Origin of the sequence: Archangium violaceum, assembly GCF_016887565.1 — a bacterium.
GTDB classification, from domain to species: Bacteria; Myxococcota; Myxococcia; order Myxococcales; family Myxococcaceae; genus Archangium; species Archangium violaceum_B.
Genome location: NZ_CP069396.1, coordinates 3,537,386 through 3,553,000, shown reverse-complemented (window position 1 = coordinate 3,553,000; position 15,615 = coordinate 3,537,386). Strand labels below are relative to the sequence as shown.

The following is a 15,615-nucleotide window of genomic DNA, read 5'->3' as shown; positions in this document are numbered from 1 at the left end:
CGGCTCGGCGAGGCTTGAAGAGACGGGGATGCGGTGGCGCGGCACTCACGGGTTCTCGGGCGGCAGCACGGCCCAGGACACGACGACCTCGCCCGAGGGCAGGTACTCGGGCGGCAACTGAAGACGAGGGCCCACGCCGGTGAGCATCAGGCCGGGCACGCGTTGCCGCGCCTCCTCGTAGGAGGCCGCGTCCGGGAAGGTGACGCGGCTCACACAGCCGGCGGTGAAACAGCGGGGAGGCTCGGCACGCACGGGCAGCACCTCCGCCTCGATGGTGGTGCGCCAGGAGACGAGCGCCTCACGGGCCTGCTCCGTCCAAGGGGACTGGCTGTCTCCGGAGGATTGGAACGCGGCGAGGACGGCGTCGCGACGCTCCCGCGGGTTGGCGTAGTCGGCGCGGAGCGCATCCACGATCCGCTGGCGCTGTTCCGGCAGCTTCCGGCGCGCCTGGGTGGACCGGCGCCAGGGCCTGGGAGCCGCGCCAACCCCGGGCTCGGAGACGGGTGCGGCGGACGGACCGGGCGGCACGGCGGGGGCCTCCACCGGCGGACGGGCGGGCCCGGGGAGGACGGACGCGAGCGGCACGAGCTCGGCGCTCGGAGCCGGCCGCTCCAGGGGCGGCTCGGCCGCGGGCTGCGACGAGGGCTGGCTCAACCACGGCGACACGAGGAGCGCCAGCGCCACCCCTCCGACTCCCATCCAGACGATTCGCGCCACCGTGTGCCTCCTTCTCCCGGGCTTCATGCCCCGCCCATCCAATGCAACCCGGTTGCGATGGTGTCCTCCCCCTCCACTTGCAACCATATTGCATCTAATACCCCGGGCGGCCATCCTTACGCAACACAGTTGCATTAATTCCCCTGCCCTCCGTACCCGCGGAATGACCCCTTTTGCCGGAGCTACCCCCATGCCTCTGTCCGCCCCCCGCCCCACCCTGGAGTCCTGCGTCACCGTGAGTGAAGCGGCCGACCTGGTCGCCATCTTCGAGAAGCACGTCAATCTCTGCGTCTGGGAGCGCCCCGTGGACGAGGCGCTCGCGCACTGGCTGCGAGAGGTCTGCGCCACCCACGACTTCCTCGAGGTGAGACAGGCGCACGTGGGAGACCCGGCGCTGGGAGGTCTGCTGACGCCACTGCCCGAGTCGCCGGGCCGCTCACGCTTCCAGCAGGAGCTGGCCGGACTGGTGGAGCTGTACGCGGACCTCTTCGGGGCGGAACGCGTGGGGCTGCGGCTGGGCACGTTCGATGCGCCCATGTGTCCCCGCTTCCATGTGGACCGGGTGGGCGTGCGGCTGTTGTGCACCTACGCGGGCCCGGGAACCGAGTACCTCGAGGAGCGCGACGCACGGCGGGCGCGGCTGGGCGCTCCCGTGGAGGGCAGCGGGGGAACGGACGACATCGCATGGCCGGGCGCGGTAACGCGGCACCTCGCCCCTTTCGCCGTGGGGCTGCTCAAGGGCGAGACCTGGCCCGACAACGAGGGGTATGGCACGATCCACCGCTCACCGCCCGGCTCCGAACGCCGGTTGCTCCTGTCCGTGGATCTCCTCTGAGGGCAGGCGGGCAGGCAGGACCAGCTGTATCATTCAGCACTCTGGCCACGAGGTTCCTCGGCGTGAGCACGGGCCGGGTGCTATCATCTCCTCCCTGCCTGTTCAGGGTCGGGGAGAGCACATCATCGGCTCCCCTTCCTACCGGGCGAGCAGGCGCTGGGAGACACTCCTACGGCTGGAGGCCTCCTTGCCAGGCGTGGGACGAGAGAAGAGCGGACTGCCTCACAGCCGTACCGGGTCCCCTGTCATCCCGGCGGGGCCTGTCCCACATTTGAGGGGACAGACCTGAAACCCATTTCGGAGGAAAGTCACATCATACGCGACCAGAGAAGCAGCCGCGGCGGTAGCCGCGACCAGAGAACCAACCGCCGTATCCGCGCTCGCGAGGTCCGCGTCGTGGGAGCCGATGGCTCGCAGCTCGGAGTCATGCCCCTCGAGGCCGCCCTGGAGCGGGCCCGAAGCGAGGGACTCGACCTCGTCGAGATCAGCCCCATGGCCAGTCCGCCGGTCTGCAAGCTGATGGACTACGGCAAGTTCAAGTACGAGGAAAAGAAGAAGGCCTCGGAATCGAAGCGTGCGCAGCTCAAGGTCGAGCTCAAGGAAGTGAAGCTCCGGCCGAAGACGGAGGAGCACGACTACGAGTTCAAGGTCCGCAACATGCGCCGGTTCCTGGAGGAAGGGAACAAGGCGAAGGTCGTCATCCAGTTCCGCGGCAGGGAGATCACGCACCGGGAGCAGGGCACCGCCATCCTGGATGACGTGGCGAAGGACCTGAAGGAAGTGGCGGTGATCGAACAGGCGCCCCGCATGGAAGGGCGTCTGATGTTCATGATCCTCGCTCCCACGCCCAAGGTCGCCCAGCGGGCCCGCGAGCTGGCACGCCAGGCCGCGTTGAGCGCGAAGCGCGCCCCGAGCGCCCCCAAGTCCGAGGAGCCCGCCGAGAGCGCCCCCGAGGCCGACATGCAGCAGGACGCGCACAGCGCGGCGCCTTGAGTGAAGACGCTCGCACGCGGTGGACCCGCTCCACCGCGTGTGGCGTACCTCGGCCGCTGAAGATTCCTCGATAAACGGGAAAGAGAGAAGTCAGGGCTCCAGGCGAGCCCGAGGCTTCGCTCAGGGTCCTTCACAAATCCGATATGAACGGATCGCCCCTCCGCGACTGACGGTCCGCGGGTGGATGCTCGGGACGTTCACCCATCGTCTTCCAGCAACGTTTCATTGCTCCGGCGAGACAGTGGGGGTAGGAGTGTGCGGATTGATCGAATGACAGGGAAGACGAGAGAGACCAGCGCTGGGATGCCGGAATCGCGGCGCCCCGAATGCACGGGTGACCCAGCTTCCCTGCCGGAGACCCCATGAGCTACACGAAGCCGCGCCCGCCGCTGCGTTCAGCGGAGTACGTGCGTCTGTCCGCCCTCGCCACCCTGTTGCTCGCCTCGACCGCGCTCGCCCAATCCACCACGAGCCTGCCGCGGTTCGAGCTGGAACGACTGGAGTTGAACCCCAACGGGAGGGGCTCGCTGGTGATGGGCACCGGCGAGCTGATGGAACCGGGAGGGTTCCGCCTCTCGCTGCTGGGGCACTACGAGAAGGACCCCCTGGTGCTGTACGCGGACGAGACCCCGGTGGGCTCCGTGGTGGGGGACCGGGCCATGGCGCACCTGCTGCTGGCCTGGGCTCCGCTGCGGTGGCTGGAGCTGGGACTCCAGGTGCCCCTGGTGGTCTGGCAGCGGGGAGACGACCTGACCGCCCAGGGCATCTCGTCGCCCGCCCGGACGGGCCTGTCCACGCCCTCGGTGAACGTGCGGGTGGGGCTGCTCTCGCAGCGGCGCGATGCGCCGTTGGACCTGGCCGTCGACCTGGGCGTGGGGCTTCCCGTGGGCAGTGAGGAGACGATCTCCCGGGACAGCACCTTCCGGTTCTCGCCCAGGCTGATGCTGGGCCGGCGCTTCGGGCTGATCCGCGCCGGTGTGGAGGCGGGCGCGATGATCCGGCCCACCGTCACGCTCATCAACGACGAGACCGTCCGGGACGAGGTGGGCAACGAGGTGCACCTGGGCGCGGTGCTCGCCACCACGGGCCGCGGGCTGCGCGGAGAGCTCAACGTGCGAGGCACGCTGCCACTCACCCGCCAGCCGAAGTCCCTGGAGCTGCTGGCCGGCGTCCGGCTGCCGTTGGGCAGCCTGGCGGAGGCCTACGCGCTGGGCGGACCGGGCTTCGGAGATACGCCGGGCACGCCCTCCTTCCGCGTGCTGCTCGGCGTGGCCCTGGGTGGCTCCGAGCCCCCGGACGTCGGGCCGCGCGATGACGACGGCGACGGCGTACCCAACAGCGAGGACGCGTGCCCCAACGAGCCGGGTCCGGCCTCGCGCAAGGGCTGCCCGGTGAAGGACACGGATGGCGACGGCCTGGACGACTCGGTGGACCGGTGCCCCCGCGAGCCGGGTCCGGCCGAGAACCAGGGCTGCGCCGGGGAGAAGGACACGGACGGGGATGGCGTCGCGGACTCCGCGGACAAGTGCCCCAAGGAGCCGGGTCTGGCCGCGGACCAGGGCTGCCCGGTGAAGGACAGGGACGGGGATGGCATCGAGGACACCGCGGACAAGTGCCCCCGCGAGGCGGGCCCGGCCGCGCGTCAGGGCTGCCCGGTGAAGGACACGGATGGCGACGGTGTCGTCGACGAGCGTGACGCCTGCCCGACGGAGGCCGGACTGGTGGAGCTGCGCGGCTGCGCGCCGAAGGACACGGACGGCGACACGGTGTCGGACCACCTGGACAACTGCCCCCAGGAGAAGGGCGTGGTCACCAACCAGGGCTGCCCTCCGCAGCAGGAGCAGCTCGTGGCCATCCAGAAGGGCAAGCTGGAGATCAAGCAGGCGGTGTTCTTCGCCACCAACAAGGCCATCATCCAGCGCCGTTCCTACAAGATGCTGGACCAGATCGCCCGGGTCATCCAGCAGCACCCGGAGATCGACAAGATCGTCATCGAGGGCCACACCGACAACGTCGGCAACCCGGAAGTCAACCGCAAGCTGTCGCTGGCGCGGGCGGAGTCCGTGAGGGACTACCTGGTGAAGAAGGGCGTGGAGCCCTCGCGTCTGGAGGCGAGAGGTTTCGGGCCCGATCGGCCCCTGCTGCCCAACAAGACCTCCAGGGGCCGCGCGGCGAACCGCCGCGTGGCGTTCACCATCGTCAACCCCGACAGCGAGCAGTAGCCGAAGGAAGCAAAGGCCATGAAAACTCCATTCATGAAGAAGTGGCTCGCGGCCGCGCTGTGCGTGCTGGCCCTCGGGTCGATGACGGCCCGGGCCGAACACGACACGTTCGGGGTGGGCACGGGGCGCAATGGACCGCTCGCGTTGTCGGGGAGCGGCACCACCATCATCAACAGCTACGCCCAGGTGACGGCGGCGCTGGCGGTGGGGAACAGCTCCATCACGGTCGGACCGTGTGCCGGAGATAGCTCATGCTTCGCGGCCGGCGATCTGGTGATGGTGTACCAGACGACCGGCATCCAGCCCGTTCCCGCCTCGGGAGCGCAGACCCCCATCGACCTCACCAATGACCCGGTGGGCCGTTGGGAATTGGCCCGGGTTTCCACGGTGACGCCCTCGACGCTGGAGCTGACGGCGCCGCTCGTCTACGCGTACGCGGCGAACGTGACCCAGGTCATCCGGGTGCCCGAGTACACCAACGTCACCATTCCCTCCGGCCGGACCATCACGGCCACGCCCTGGAGCGGGACGGAGGGCGGTATCGTCGCGTTCCTGGCCACCGGCTCGGTGATCAACAACGGGCAGATCGACGCCAGCTTCATCGGGTTTCGCGGGGGTCAGTACGTCAACAACGACGTCTTCGAGACCGCCTGCTCGGACCTGGAGACGCCGGCCCCCGAGGGAGGACAGAAGGGTGAGGGAATCGCGTCTTCGCGTTACGGCCTCACGCAGACCGGGCGCGGCAACGTGGCCAATGGCGCGGGCGGCGGCGTCTGCCGCAAGTCGGGCGGCGGAGGCGGTGGCAATGGCGGGGTGGGCGGTCAGGGAGGGCGCTCGGAGTTCGCCACCGACAATGGCCGGGAAGTGGGCGGGTTGGGAGGCGCGGCGCTCACCTACTCGGCGCTGACCCACCTCACGTTCGGCGGTGGCGGCGGCGCCGGTCATGGCGCCTCGGGCACGGGGAACGCGGGAGGACGTGGAGGTGGCGCCATCTTCATCCGGGCGGACCAGCTCACGGGGAGCGGGGGCATCAGCGCCGCCGGAGGCCTGGGCGGTACCTCGGTCTCGGATGGAGGCAGTGGTGGCGGCGCGGGTGGTTCCATCTACCTGCGCTTCGTCAGGACGGCCACGTGCGGTTCGGTTCTCGCCACCGGAGGTATCGGTGGAAGTGTGAACGCCGCGCGAGTGGGCCCGGGTGGCGGCGGTGGTGGTGGACGGGTGTTGTTCCAGGCCGCGCCGGGAGGCGCCTGCCTCATCATCCTCACCGGCGCCACGCCTGGCAGTCAGTTGGACTCCTCGGCACCCGATGGGGGCCCCTACGGAGCCAAGCAGGGCGGCGACGGCACCTCCACCGTGCTGCCGGGCGGGTTGATCGTGCCGACGCCCCCCACGGTGATCACGCCGGCCAACGGCAGCATCACCAACAACCGTCGCCCCCCCATCACGGGCACGGCCACGCCCAACGCCGAGGTGATCATCTACCTCGATGGGAACGAGCTCGGCCGGACGATGTCCGACGCCTCCGGCAACTACTCCCTCACCCCGACCGCGGACCTGGCCGATGGCAACCACACGGTGCAGGCCGTCGCGGAGCTCGAGGCGCTTCGGAGCCTCAGGAGCACGGTCAACACCTTCACCGTGGACACCACACTGCCGGACACCGAGATCGTCTCGGGCCCCTCGGGCTTCACCCGGGAGGTGAACGCGACCTTCGGGTTCAGCTCGAACGAGACGAACGTGACCTACGAGTGCCGCCTGGATGGAGCCGCCTCCTTCAGCGCGTGCCCCTCGCCTGTCACCTTCGCCGCCCTGGCCGTGGGAGCACACACCCTGGAGGTGCGAGCCCGGGATGCAGCGGGCAACGTGGACGACACCCCGGCCACCCGGACCTTCCGTGTCACCGAAGCGGATCTCTCCCTCCTGGGCAGTGGTTACGGGTGCTCGGCCACGGGGGCGGACGCCTCGCTGGTCCTGATGGGCCTGGGCGCGTTCGCCGCGCTGGCCCGCCGTCGGCGCCGCAACTAAGGGCGCACAGGCCGTGATTCGAGCCGGGCTCCCCTTCCCTCCCTGGGAAGCGGGGCCCGGCTTTTTTCGTGGTGAACGAAGCCCAGCTACTCGGGCGCGGCGTCGATGATCTTCTTCGCGATCCCGAAGGAGAAGCCGGCCCTCGCCAGCGCCGCGAGGTCCCGCTGTCGGTTCTCCTCCCGGGTCCGCGCATCGCGCCGGAAGGGCCCGAGGCGTTTCTTGCGCGCCCAGATGCGGGCGGCATCCTCCTCGGAGAGCTCCGCCGTGACCTCGGCGAGCTTCTGCTGGGCGAGCTCCGCGGAGACGCCCTTCATCCGCAGCTTCTGGGCAATCACCCTGGAGCTGCGGCCCGAGGCGCGCAGCGCATGCGCCTTCATCCCGGCGTAGGCACTGTCGTTGATGAGCCCGTTGCGGATGAGCTTGTCCACGAGCGCATCCACCCAACCGAGTGCCTCGGCGCGCTCCCCGCCGTGGACGCGGACGGAGCGATCCACCCTGCGGATGAGCACGCGCTTGAGCTGGCTCACTGACGCCGCATACCGCTTCAGGTAATGAAGCGCGGCATTCTCCAGATAGCGCGGAGACACCTTCCGGGGTCGCTTCTGCGCCCCCTTCGGCTTCCGTTCCTGTGCTCGTTCGGCCTCGTCCACGGAACTGAGCTTGTAACAGGCCGGTCCGACGCCTACAGCGAGATTGCGCCCTCGGGTGCTCGGTCCACTGCCCGGCAGCCGGCCGGGAAGGCCCCGGCATCCCCATCCCTCAGGGATGCGCGATGACGATGAGCGTCGGTGCACGAGCCTCGACGCACGCCATCACCTTGCGCATCGTGATGGGATCCAGCGCCCCGAAAGCCTCGTCGAGCACCACGACACTGGCCCTCTGCAACAGGGCCCGCGCCACGAAGACACGGCTCTGCTCTCCATGCGAGAGCTGCCAACCACTCTCTCCGACCACCTGCATCAACCCGGCTGGCATCCGTGTCAGCAACTCCCCCAACCCAAGCTCCTCACAGAGCGCCCTCGCGCTGTTCAGATCCTCGTTGCTGGGCGGCCAGGCACGTCCCAACAGCAGGTTCATCGCCAGCGTGCCGGACACCACGTGGTTCTCGTGGAACTGAGGGGCACTCGCGATCTGCGCGCCCCACCCCGCCATCGTCCAGGTCGCCAGGTCCAGGCCCCCCAGCAACAACAGCCCCGAGCCCTGGACCCGCAGCCCCGTGAGGATGGAAGCGAATGTCGACTTGCCCGAGCCAGAGGGCCCCTCCAGAAGCACGCGCTCGCCAGCGCGCACGACCAGCGAAGCCCCTTCGAGCACCGCTCGTGGAGCCCCCTCATGGCGGAAGACGAGCTCACGCACCTCGAGCAAGGCCTGGGACTTCGGGGGCGGCACGTCTGGAGGCAGGGGGGACGTCCTGGGGGCTCCACCTGTCCCTCGCATCGTGGCCTCCAGGATGGGACGAACGCCGCGAAACAACACGCGCGCACCGATGAGGGCCAGAGCCCCGACGGTCAGCGACCCCAGGGCCCGCGTCGCCAGGAGCGCGGCCCCTACCCCCACCGCGATCCTCGCGGTCGAGGCGCCCGCGAACACCCCTGGGAGCGTCGCGAGGATCGCCACCGGGAGGAACCCCCGCCGGGCGAGGGTCAACACCCGCGCCGACGCCGCGTCCCACCGCGCGGAGGCCTCGGCGTAGTGAGCCAGCTCGTGGTCCTCCTCCTGGTGCCATCTCTCCGGCTGTTCCTGCGCGAGCCGCGTCCGGTGGCCGATCATGCGCTCGATGAGCGCATGTGTCATGACGACACGCGCCTCCGTCCACGCGCGAAAGAGGAGCGACTGGCGCGCGACGAGCACCGCCAACACGAAACAGAACCCCCCCAGTGCCGCCAGCCCGTACCAACGTGCGGGGCCCGTCACCATCACGCTCGCGGCCAGCACCAGATCGATCACCGCCAGCAGGCTGGTGAAGCTGCCCGTCAGCGCCATCTGCTCCATCCCCGCGCTCTCGAAAGTCCTCCCGACGTACTCGCCAATTCCACCGCGGCGCGCCTCGTCCACGGGCAGCGCGAGCGCCCCCGCCAGCAGTTGCTTGCGCAGCAGCGCTGAGAGCTCCATCGCCAGGGACCCCTGGGACCACGCCAGTGCCGCCTGGAGCGGCACCATCGTCAACGCCATGAGGGCCCAGGCCCAGAGCCAGCCCCGATCGAGCTGCCCCTCGAACGCTCCCCGTCCGATCAACCACCAACTGGAGAGCAGACACCCCTGGAGGGCGACCTGCAGCAGGAGGAGCATGAGCAACCGCCGTCGGACTCGCAGCGCTCGCAGGTGATTGACCGGACGGGCTCCAGGTGGCAGCCGCAGCCCACGCGCGGCGAAGAGATGTGTATTGGCCAGCTGGGCCCCCAGCAACGCCCGCCGGGCCAGGGTCCGCTGGGGCTCCCGGAGTCCAGCCCGATCCAGGAAACGATCCGTCACGGGCCCCTGGTGCCACTCGACACGCGCCTGGGCGGCGACGGTCAGCGAGGACAAGGGAACTTCGTGTTGCGTCTCATCAGGCGCGATGATCCGCGCGGTCCGCCCCGAGGAAGACAGACGAGCCAGAGCAATCACCGCGGGCCCCCGGGCAGTCGTCATCTCCACGAGAGCTGGGACCGCGCGGCCGAGGGCAATCTCGACTTCACCGTGGCGCGTGTAGAGCGGCGCCAGCTCGAGCCCCAGCGCATGCGCCACCGAGTCCAGCCACTCTCCCACACGGCTCGGGTCCGCGGGTATCGCGTGCGAGAGGACCGGGAGTGGATTGGGGAGCGGCAATCGCGCCGCACGCGCCAGGGCCTCCATGGCCTCCCCTGCGCGCTCGAGCGGCCAGGCCACCGCATCCAGCGTCTTCGCGCTCGCCATGAGCGTCACCCCTCCCCTCCCGGTCCGGGCCGCTCGGAGAGCACGCCTTGCTCCAGGACGAGCCGCCTCCACCCGTCTCGCCCGGACAGCGCGCACCGCATCGCCGCCTCTTCCTCCAGCAAGGAGCGGTAGTGCGACTCCTCACGCGCGGCGAGCGTCCGGGGCGCCCCATCCTCGACCAGTTGCCCTCCGTGGATGACCAGGACGCGGTCGAACGAGAGCGTCTCGGCGATGTCATGCATGATGCAGAGCAGCGTGGCCTCGGCGAAGCCCTGTCTTGCCCGCGCCAGCAGCGCCGTGCGGCGGTCACGCTCGAGTCCCCGGAACGGCTCGTCGAAGATGACCAGCCGAACTCCCGGCCGGAGCAATGCACGGCCCAGACGCACCCGCTGCCCCTCGCCGCCCGACAACAGGCCCCCACCCTCTCCCAGACGGGTCTGAAGCCCCTGGGGCAGCGTGTCGAGCAGTTCGATGAGGTCGGCCGCGTGCAGCACCTGGCCCACCCGTGGCAGCGCCTCGCCCGCGTCGACGCCATAGGCGAGGTTGTCCACCATGGACCTGTTCCAGAGCGCCACCTCGGGCTCCACCCATGCCGTCTCCCGCCTCAGCCGACACAGGACATCCCCCTCCAGGGGCTCCCCATCCACCTCGATGCGGCCTCCGGCCACCCGGTGCCATCCCAGGAGGAGTCCCACCAGCGACGATTTCCCGGCTCCCGAGGGGCCAACGATGGCGACATGCTCACCAGGCCGAACCGACACATCAATCCCTCTCAGGAGGGTGTGGCCCGCGGCTCTCACCTCCACCTGGCGCATCGAGAACGCGACCCCCCGAGCCGCTTCCGCCGGCCGCTCCGTCCGCCTCCGAGTGACCAACCCGACGGGAGTGGCCACCTCGTCCGGAGCGAGCAGCGGCTCCATCAAGCGGCCGGTGAGCGACGACGCGGCGGGGTACTGGCGCAACCCGTCCGCGATCTGCCGGCCCAGCGTCGTCAGGGCAAACGCCCAGTAGACGAGCAGCAAGACGACCCCGGGCCGTGGCTCCCGCGAGAGCGCATGCAAGACAATCGCAACCGCGCCTCCGGTGGTGCCGAGAGCGGAGAGTGTGTCGGCGGTGATGCCACGGCGCAGCAACGTGCGGGCCGCGGAGACGAACTCGTGCAGTGGCTCTTCCTGGGCCCGGCGCAGCGTCAGCTCGGCGCGGTGCGCCCGCAGCGCCACGGCCCCACGCAAGGCATCGAGGTAGAAGCCCGAGAGAACCCCGTCGAAGTCCCGCAGCCGACGATCTGCTTCGAGCAATGAGCGCTGCGAGAGCAAGGGAATGGCGAGCGCCAGACCACCCGCCAGGACGATCAGGGGCGCGCTTCGCGGTGCCAACCAGATCAGCCCCGCGAGCGTCACGAGCAGCTCGGCGGAAGCGCGCAACACGAGGATCGCCAGGTTCGGCACGGTGCGCACCAGGTGGATGCCATGGCAGCGCTGCGCCATATCCGAGACGAGTCGGCTGCGGAAATAGCGATCCCCCAGGCGGGGGATCTTGTCGAGAAACGCGAGCCGGAGGCGGAGCTCCAACCGCCGCCCCAGCTGGAGCGTCCCGAGGGTGAGCGGCAGTTCGAGCGTGAACAGCACCCCCAGCAGGGCAAGCAGCGTCACGACGCCGGCGATGCGCTGCTCCGGGGTCGTGAGATAGCGCCCCGCCTCCAGGACACCGCGCAGGAGCAGCACCTCCAGAAAGCCACCCACCGCCGCGGTCACTCCAATCGCGGCGAGCACCGTGGGCGTGAGCACCCCATCACGGCGCAACAGGGCCACGAGCTCACGCAGGGGGCGTGTGGGGGCCTCGCGCAAGGCGGCCTCGAGCTCCGGCGGCAGCGGCGGTTCATCGTCTCCGCGTTCGCTCCGCGGCCCCATGGCCTTGACGCACACGACTCCGCGCAAGGTGAGCTCCTCGGCGTCCGGTCTCCCAACCGCCGTCCAATAGGTGGGGGGAATGAGCTCCTCGGCGCGTCCCTCCTCCAGGGCGGTGAGCACCTCGCGCAGGAGTCGTTCGACGAAGCTCGCGGCCGGCTCGCCTCGCTGGACGCCACCCCCCTCCACGAGCGTCCGCACCAACCTCACCGTCGCATCCAGGCAGGCCAGGCGCTTCCAGGAGGAATCCCCGAGGGCCTCGGCGACAAGCCGCTCCGCCAGTGGCACATCGACGAGCGCCAACAGCCCGCGGCGCAGACCCACGAGAAATTCTTCCGTACCGGCCCACTCGCGGAACGCCTTGGCCGACACGGACATCGCGTGCACATAGAGCCGGTCGAGCAGCTCGGCCACGGGCACCCACCGCCGCCCCAACGCCGGGTCCATGATCTGAACGAGGTTGCCCCACTTCCTCCAGAGCACCACGAAGTGCAGGTTGCCGTTCGCGAGCCTCACCACGGCGATGGCCGGCAGCGCGGCGATCTCGGCGAGGAGCAGATGATCGCGAGGGAGCATGGCCTGCTCCGCCACCAACCCGAGCCTGGTGGCCAGCTCCTCGAGCGTATCAATGGAGGTGCCGTCGACATCGGTCTGACAGGCCTCTCGGAGCCTTCCATAACTGACCGACACTCCGAAGCCGCCGAGCAAGGCCTTGAGGGCCGCCGGACCGCAATCCATGGCCGACGTCTGGATGACCTCCGGGACGAAGAGTCGTGGTGCACCCGCCATGGCTTCAGCCCCCGCCCCTCGACGACTCCGCCCCGCCATCCGGCCCGTCGAGCCGCCGGCCCGTGGTGCGAAGCACGAGCCACAAGGGCGTGGACTGCTCCACCGCGACGTCAACGATGCCGGGCAACCCATGCTCGCGTGGAATACCCGGCGGCAGGTCATCCACCGACAGCTCGACTCGCACCAGACCCTCGCGAGCCTCACTCGCCACCGCCACCACCGTGGCCTTCAGCACGCCAAACTCGGTCCAGGAGAAGCCCTCCAACCTCATGCGCGCCCGCTGTCCCTCACGGATGCGCCCCAGGGATTCGGGGGAGAACTGCGCGACGATGCGCACGGGTCCCCCCGCGACGACCGTCGCGATGGGATCACCCGCCTTGACCAGCGTGCCCACTCGCACGGAGCTCGTCTCACCGAGGATCCCCTCGGCCGGCGCTCGCACGACGCGGCGCTCCAACTCCTCGCGCAGGCGCGCCACGCTGGCGCGCGCGACACTCTCGTCCGCCTCGAGCCGGGCAATCTCCCCCCGCAGCGCGGCGAGGCGAGTGTGCCGCTCGGTGGACTGTGTCGTTCCCTCCCATTGCACACGCGACAGCGCGGCACGCGCGGCCTGCTCCGAGGCCATGGACCGTTCCAGCTCCGTGTGGACCCTCCGCCACTCCATCTCGCTCAGCACCCCCCGCTTCCAGAGCCGCTCGGTGCTCGCCTCCTCCTCCCGGGCCCGTCGCGTGACCGCCTCGGCATCGGTGAGCCGGGCCCGCGCCTCGCGCACGCCAGCGGCCCCCTGCCCCTTCTGCTCCACCATCGCACGCTGCTCGGACTCGAGCTCCGCGCGCGCGGCCTCGAGCTGCGGTCCCAGTCCTCGAAGCACGGCCTCGGCCTCCGCGACCTGGCGCAACTCCTGCTCACGTGCCAGCTCGACGAGAACCTCCCCAGCATGCACGGAGCGGTGGAGCTCCACCTGCGCCATCACCACCCTCCCCTCCACGGGCGCATCAATCGCATACACCTCACGATGGACCTCCAGACGTGCCCGCGCGCTGCGCTCGTAGACGGTGACGGGCGCCCGAAGGAACCAGCCTCCCCAGACAGCGATCAGCCCCACCGGCAACAGCCAGAACACGAGCCGCCCGCGCCCGCGCACCAGCGCGCGCAAGGTGCGTGGGAACAGGCCTTCGACGCTCATGAAGGAAACCTCATGCTCCTGGTGATGGAGCGCACCCACCTTTTCCGTGAGGGACGTCAACGCGCCAACGGGAGCAGCCTGCTCGTTCTCCCTGCTGGCACTCCGGAAATGACTCGAATCACAAGGGCCTCGCTCCGTGCTCGGTCTTCCTGAGAAACACCCTCGCATGGAGCGGCCCCCGAGCGCCTGAACATCCCGGGCATGCTTCCAGGAGCGCTCTCATGAGTCAGGACGCCGTATCGATTGGTCCCCATGAGCTGTTGTACCTGCCCATGCGGCGTCGCTTCACGAGCGAGTATGTGACCACTCCCGAAGGCACCAGGGAGTTGCGCCTCTACTTCGGCTTCAAGGAAATCTCGTTCGATGAGCCGGAGCTGTTCTCCTTTGGCGAGACACTGATCAAACAGGACCAGTTCATGGCGGGCAGTGCCACCACGTGGAGCACGGGTGAGCCCTACCCCTGGGAGCGTGTGAGGAAGCTGCTCGAGGCGCTGTTGGCCGAGGACATCCTTTCGCGCGAGGCCACGAAGCCACCTGCCGAGAGTGACCAACATCGGCAGATGCTGGAGGCCGAGGCGCAGCGGGTGGCGCCCACCGAGCCCCTGTGGTGGAACCCGGACTGTCCCCGTGTCATGGAGCGGCTGGCGGGACGGCCTCTGGAACTGGGCTTCCTCGAGGCGGTGCTCCCGGTGCATCGCATCGCACACCCGGCATTCGACACGGAGGGACGGCATGTCGGGGAGAGCAATGTCTTCCCCGACGCCATGCGCATGAAGCTTCCGACGGAGTGGCGGATGTGCCTCTACCCGGGCAGCCGCTACCGGAACGATGCGATGATGAACGTGACGGCGCTCAAGGCGATGACGCGGTACTGGAAGCCCGTGTTGCAGGGGGTGCGCGCGGTTCGCTCGGAGTTCCTGCGGCGCTATTCCCTGCTCCCAGAAGGGCGCTGGCGGATGGGGGATCTTCACGCCATGGCCTGCTCCGTGCTGGCCCTGCCGACCCTGTTGCTGATGCGCACGAACGCGCCCGTCCCCAACGGGGCGTTGGATCCCGTGCTGTCCTCCATGTTCCGGGTCACCGACGGCGTGAGGATGGTGATGGCCTATCTGCTCTTCCTCCCGGAACAGCCGATGACATACGACACGCCCATGACGGCGGCCGAGCTGTTCCGTATCGTCGAGCATGACAACCACTTCATCTCCAACCGCGGCGTCTGCGCCGGACCCCAGCCCATGGTGGATGAGCTCCTCGCGACGCTGCTGGATGGCAAGCCCGTGGCGGGCGTACCCGCTACCCAGGGGGCGTGGGATTCCGAAATACCCGCGGCGATGGATTACGCGCTGCGCGGGCTCCAGCTCTATTGCCTCCAGTTCAATCTCTGGAGCTACATGTGCCGCGCCTACGAAGTGATTCGCGGGGCGCTTCTCGCGGTGGAGGATGAGCCCGGTGGCGTCCTGGGCCGGCTGCGAGCGCGTGTCGAGCGCGATTGGGAAATCATCCTTCCCACTCGATTGGACCAGGCCACCCAGCGAGACTGGGCCGAGGCCCGCTACATCGAGATGTTCGACCAGGCCCAGCGTGGACTGCGGGGTTTCCGAGAGGACGCGCTGCTCCACCTGCGGGACGCGTTCACCCCCGCGAGGGACGAGGTGGATGGAAGGGCCCACCTGCGACTCCGGGAGCTGGTCCGCTCACGCGCGGGTTCCCTCCCGGGGAACCAGGGAGACGTCCTCGATGTCGTGGCGGACGCCACGGCGGAGTTTCTGGCCATCGAACGCTCGGCACTTCGCGCCCTGGAAGACGTCCAGCGCCAGGTCAATGCATTGCTCCAGCGTCCCCACCCGGCGCGGAAGTTCTCCGGCGCGGATCTCGCGCTCCACCACCGCCTGCGCGTAGGTACCATCGGCGTGTTGCCCTACTTGCTGGATGTGCTCCGAGACGAGCTGAGCATCGCCATTGAGAACACGGAGGACTCCACCCGCTGCAATGGCATCACAAACGCCGCCCTCCGCACTCCATCTGTTTGAAATACGTCCAGCTGGA

At 69.4% G+C, this 15,615-nt stretch carries 10 protein-coding genes; 5 read left to right on the top strand and 5 right to left on the bottom strand.

From position 1 onward, the window contains the following. Positions 1-45 precede the first annotated feature (45 nt). Positions 46-717, bottom strand: coding sequence for a hypothetical protein (locus JRI60_RS14750; protein WP_204226484.1), 672 nt, complete (start codon positions 715-717; stop codon positions 46-48). Between the two features lie 190 nt (positions 718-907). On the opposite strand from JRI60_RS14750, the gene JRI60_RS14745 reads away from it, so the two are divergent. The 4 genes from JRI60_RS14745 (at position 908) to agmC (ending at position 6,792) form a co-directional block, all read left to right on the top strand. After that, positions 908-1,552 carry a DUF1826 domain-containing protein gene (locus JRI60_RS14745; protein WP_204226483.1) on the top strand — a complete coding sequence of 215 codons (645 nt, stop codon included), beginning with the start codon at positions 908-910 and terminating at the stop codon, positions 1,550-1,552. A gap of 285 nt (positions 1,553-1,837) precedes the next feature. Next, a complete protein-coding gene (infC, locus tag JRI60_RS14740; protein WP_430384408.1) occupies positions 1,838-2,545 on the top strand; it encodes a translation initiation factor IF-3 in 708 nt (235 codons plus the stop codon). Positions 2,546-2,907: 362 nt separating this feature from the next. Further along, positions 2,908-4,767, top strand: a complete 1,860-nt coding sequence (locus tag JRI60_RS14735; RefSeq protein ID WP_204226482.1) for an OmpA family protein — start codon at positions 2,908-2,910, stop codon at positions 4,765-4,767. Between the two features lie 18 nt (positions 4,768-4,785). Continuing rightward, positions 4,786-6,792, top strand: coding sequence for an adventurous gliding motility protein AgmC (agmC, locus tag JRI60_RS54500; protein WP_204226481.1), 2,007 nt, complete (start codon positions 4,786-4,788; stop codon positions 6,790-6,792). Between the two features lie 86 nt (positions 6,793-6,878). Here agmC and JRI60_RS14725 read toward each other — a convergent pair whose 3' ends face one another. From JRI60_RS14725 to JRI60_RS14710, 4 genes are all read right to left on the bottom strand, one after another. Further along, positions 6,879-7,442 carry a regulatory protein RecX gene (locus JRI60_RS14725; protein ID WP_204226480.1) on the bottom strand — a complete coding sequence of 188 codons (564 nt, stop codon included), beginning with the start codon at positions 7,440-7,442 and terminating at the stop codon, positions 6,879-6,881. Between the two features lie 109 nt (positions 7,443-7,551). Then, positions 7,552-9,687, bottom strand: coding sequence for an ATP-binding cassette domain-containing protein (locus JRI60_RS14720; protein WP_204226479.1), 2,136 nt, complete (start codon positions 9,685-9,687; stop codon positions 7,552-7,554). A gap of 5 nt (positions 9,688-9,692) precedes the next feature. After that, positions 9,693-12,383, bottom strand: coding sequence for an ATP-binding cassette domain-containing protein (locus tag JRI60_RS14715; RefSeq protein ID WP_204226478.1), 2,691 nt, complete (start codon positions 12,381-12,383; stop codon positions 9,693-9,695). A gap of 4 nt (positions 12,384-12,387) precedes the next feature. Next, a complete protein-coding gene (locus tag JRI60_RS14710; protein WP_204226476.1) occupies positions 12,388-13,569 on the bottom strand; it encodes an HlyD family secretion protein in 1,182 nt (393 codons plus the stop codon). Between the two features lie 221 nt (positions 13,570-13,790). Here JRI60_RS14710 and JRI60_RS14705 point away from each other — a divergent pair, with 221 nt between their 5' ends. Next, the gene (locus JRI60_RS14705) at positions 13,791-15,599 is read left to right on the top strand and encodes a hypothetical protein (RefSeq protein WP_204226475.1); all 1,809 of its coding nucleotides are present in this window, start codon (positions 13,791-13,793) and stop codon (positions 15,597-15,599) included. The last annotated feature ends 16 nt before the right edge of the window (positions 15,600-15,615 follow it).

Bases quoted from the DNA above. Each gene is read 5' to 3' on its own strand.
- JRI60_RS14735 (WP_204226482.1), top strand. From the start codon at position 2,908: ATGAGCTACACGAAGCCGCGCCCGCCGCTGCGTTCAGCGGAGTACGTG.
- agmC (WP_204226481.1), top strand. From the start codon at position 4,786: ATGAAAACTCCATTCATGAAGAAGTGGCTCGCGGCCGCGCTGTGCGTG.
- JRI60_RS14720 (WP_204226479.1), bottom strand. From the start codon at position 9,687: ATGGCGAGCGCGAAGACGCTGGATGCGGTGGCCTGGCCGCTCGAGCGC.
- JRI60_RS14710 (WP_204226476.1), bottom strand. From the start codon at position 13,569: ATGAGCGTCGAAGGCCTGTTCCCACGCACCTTGCGCGCGCTGGTGCGC.
- JRI60_RS14715 (WP_204226478.1), bottom strand. From the start codon at position 12,383: ATGGCGGGTGCACCACGACTCTTCGTCCCGGAGGTCATCCAGACGTCG.
- JRI60_RS14745 (WP_204226483.1), top strand. From the start codon at position 908: ATGCCTCTGTCCGCCCCCCGCCCCACCCTGGAGTCCTGCGTCACCGTG.
- JRI60_RS14705 (WP_204226475.1), top strand. From the start codon at position 13,791: ATGAGTCAGGACGCCGTATCGATTGGTCCCCATGAGCTGTTGTACCTG.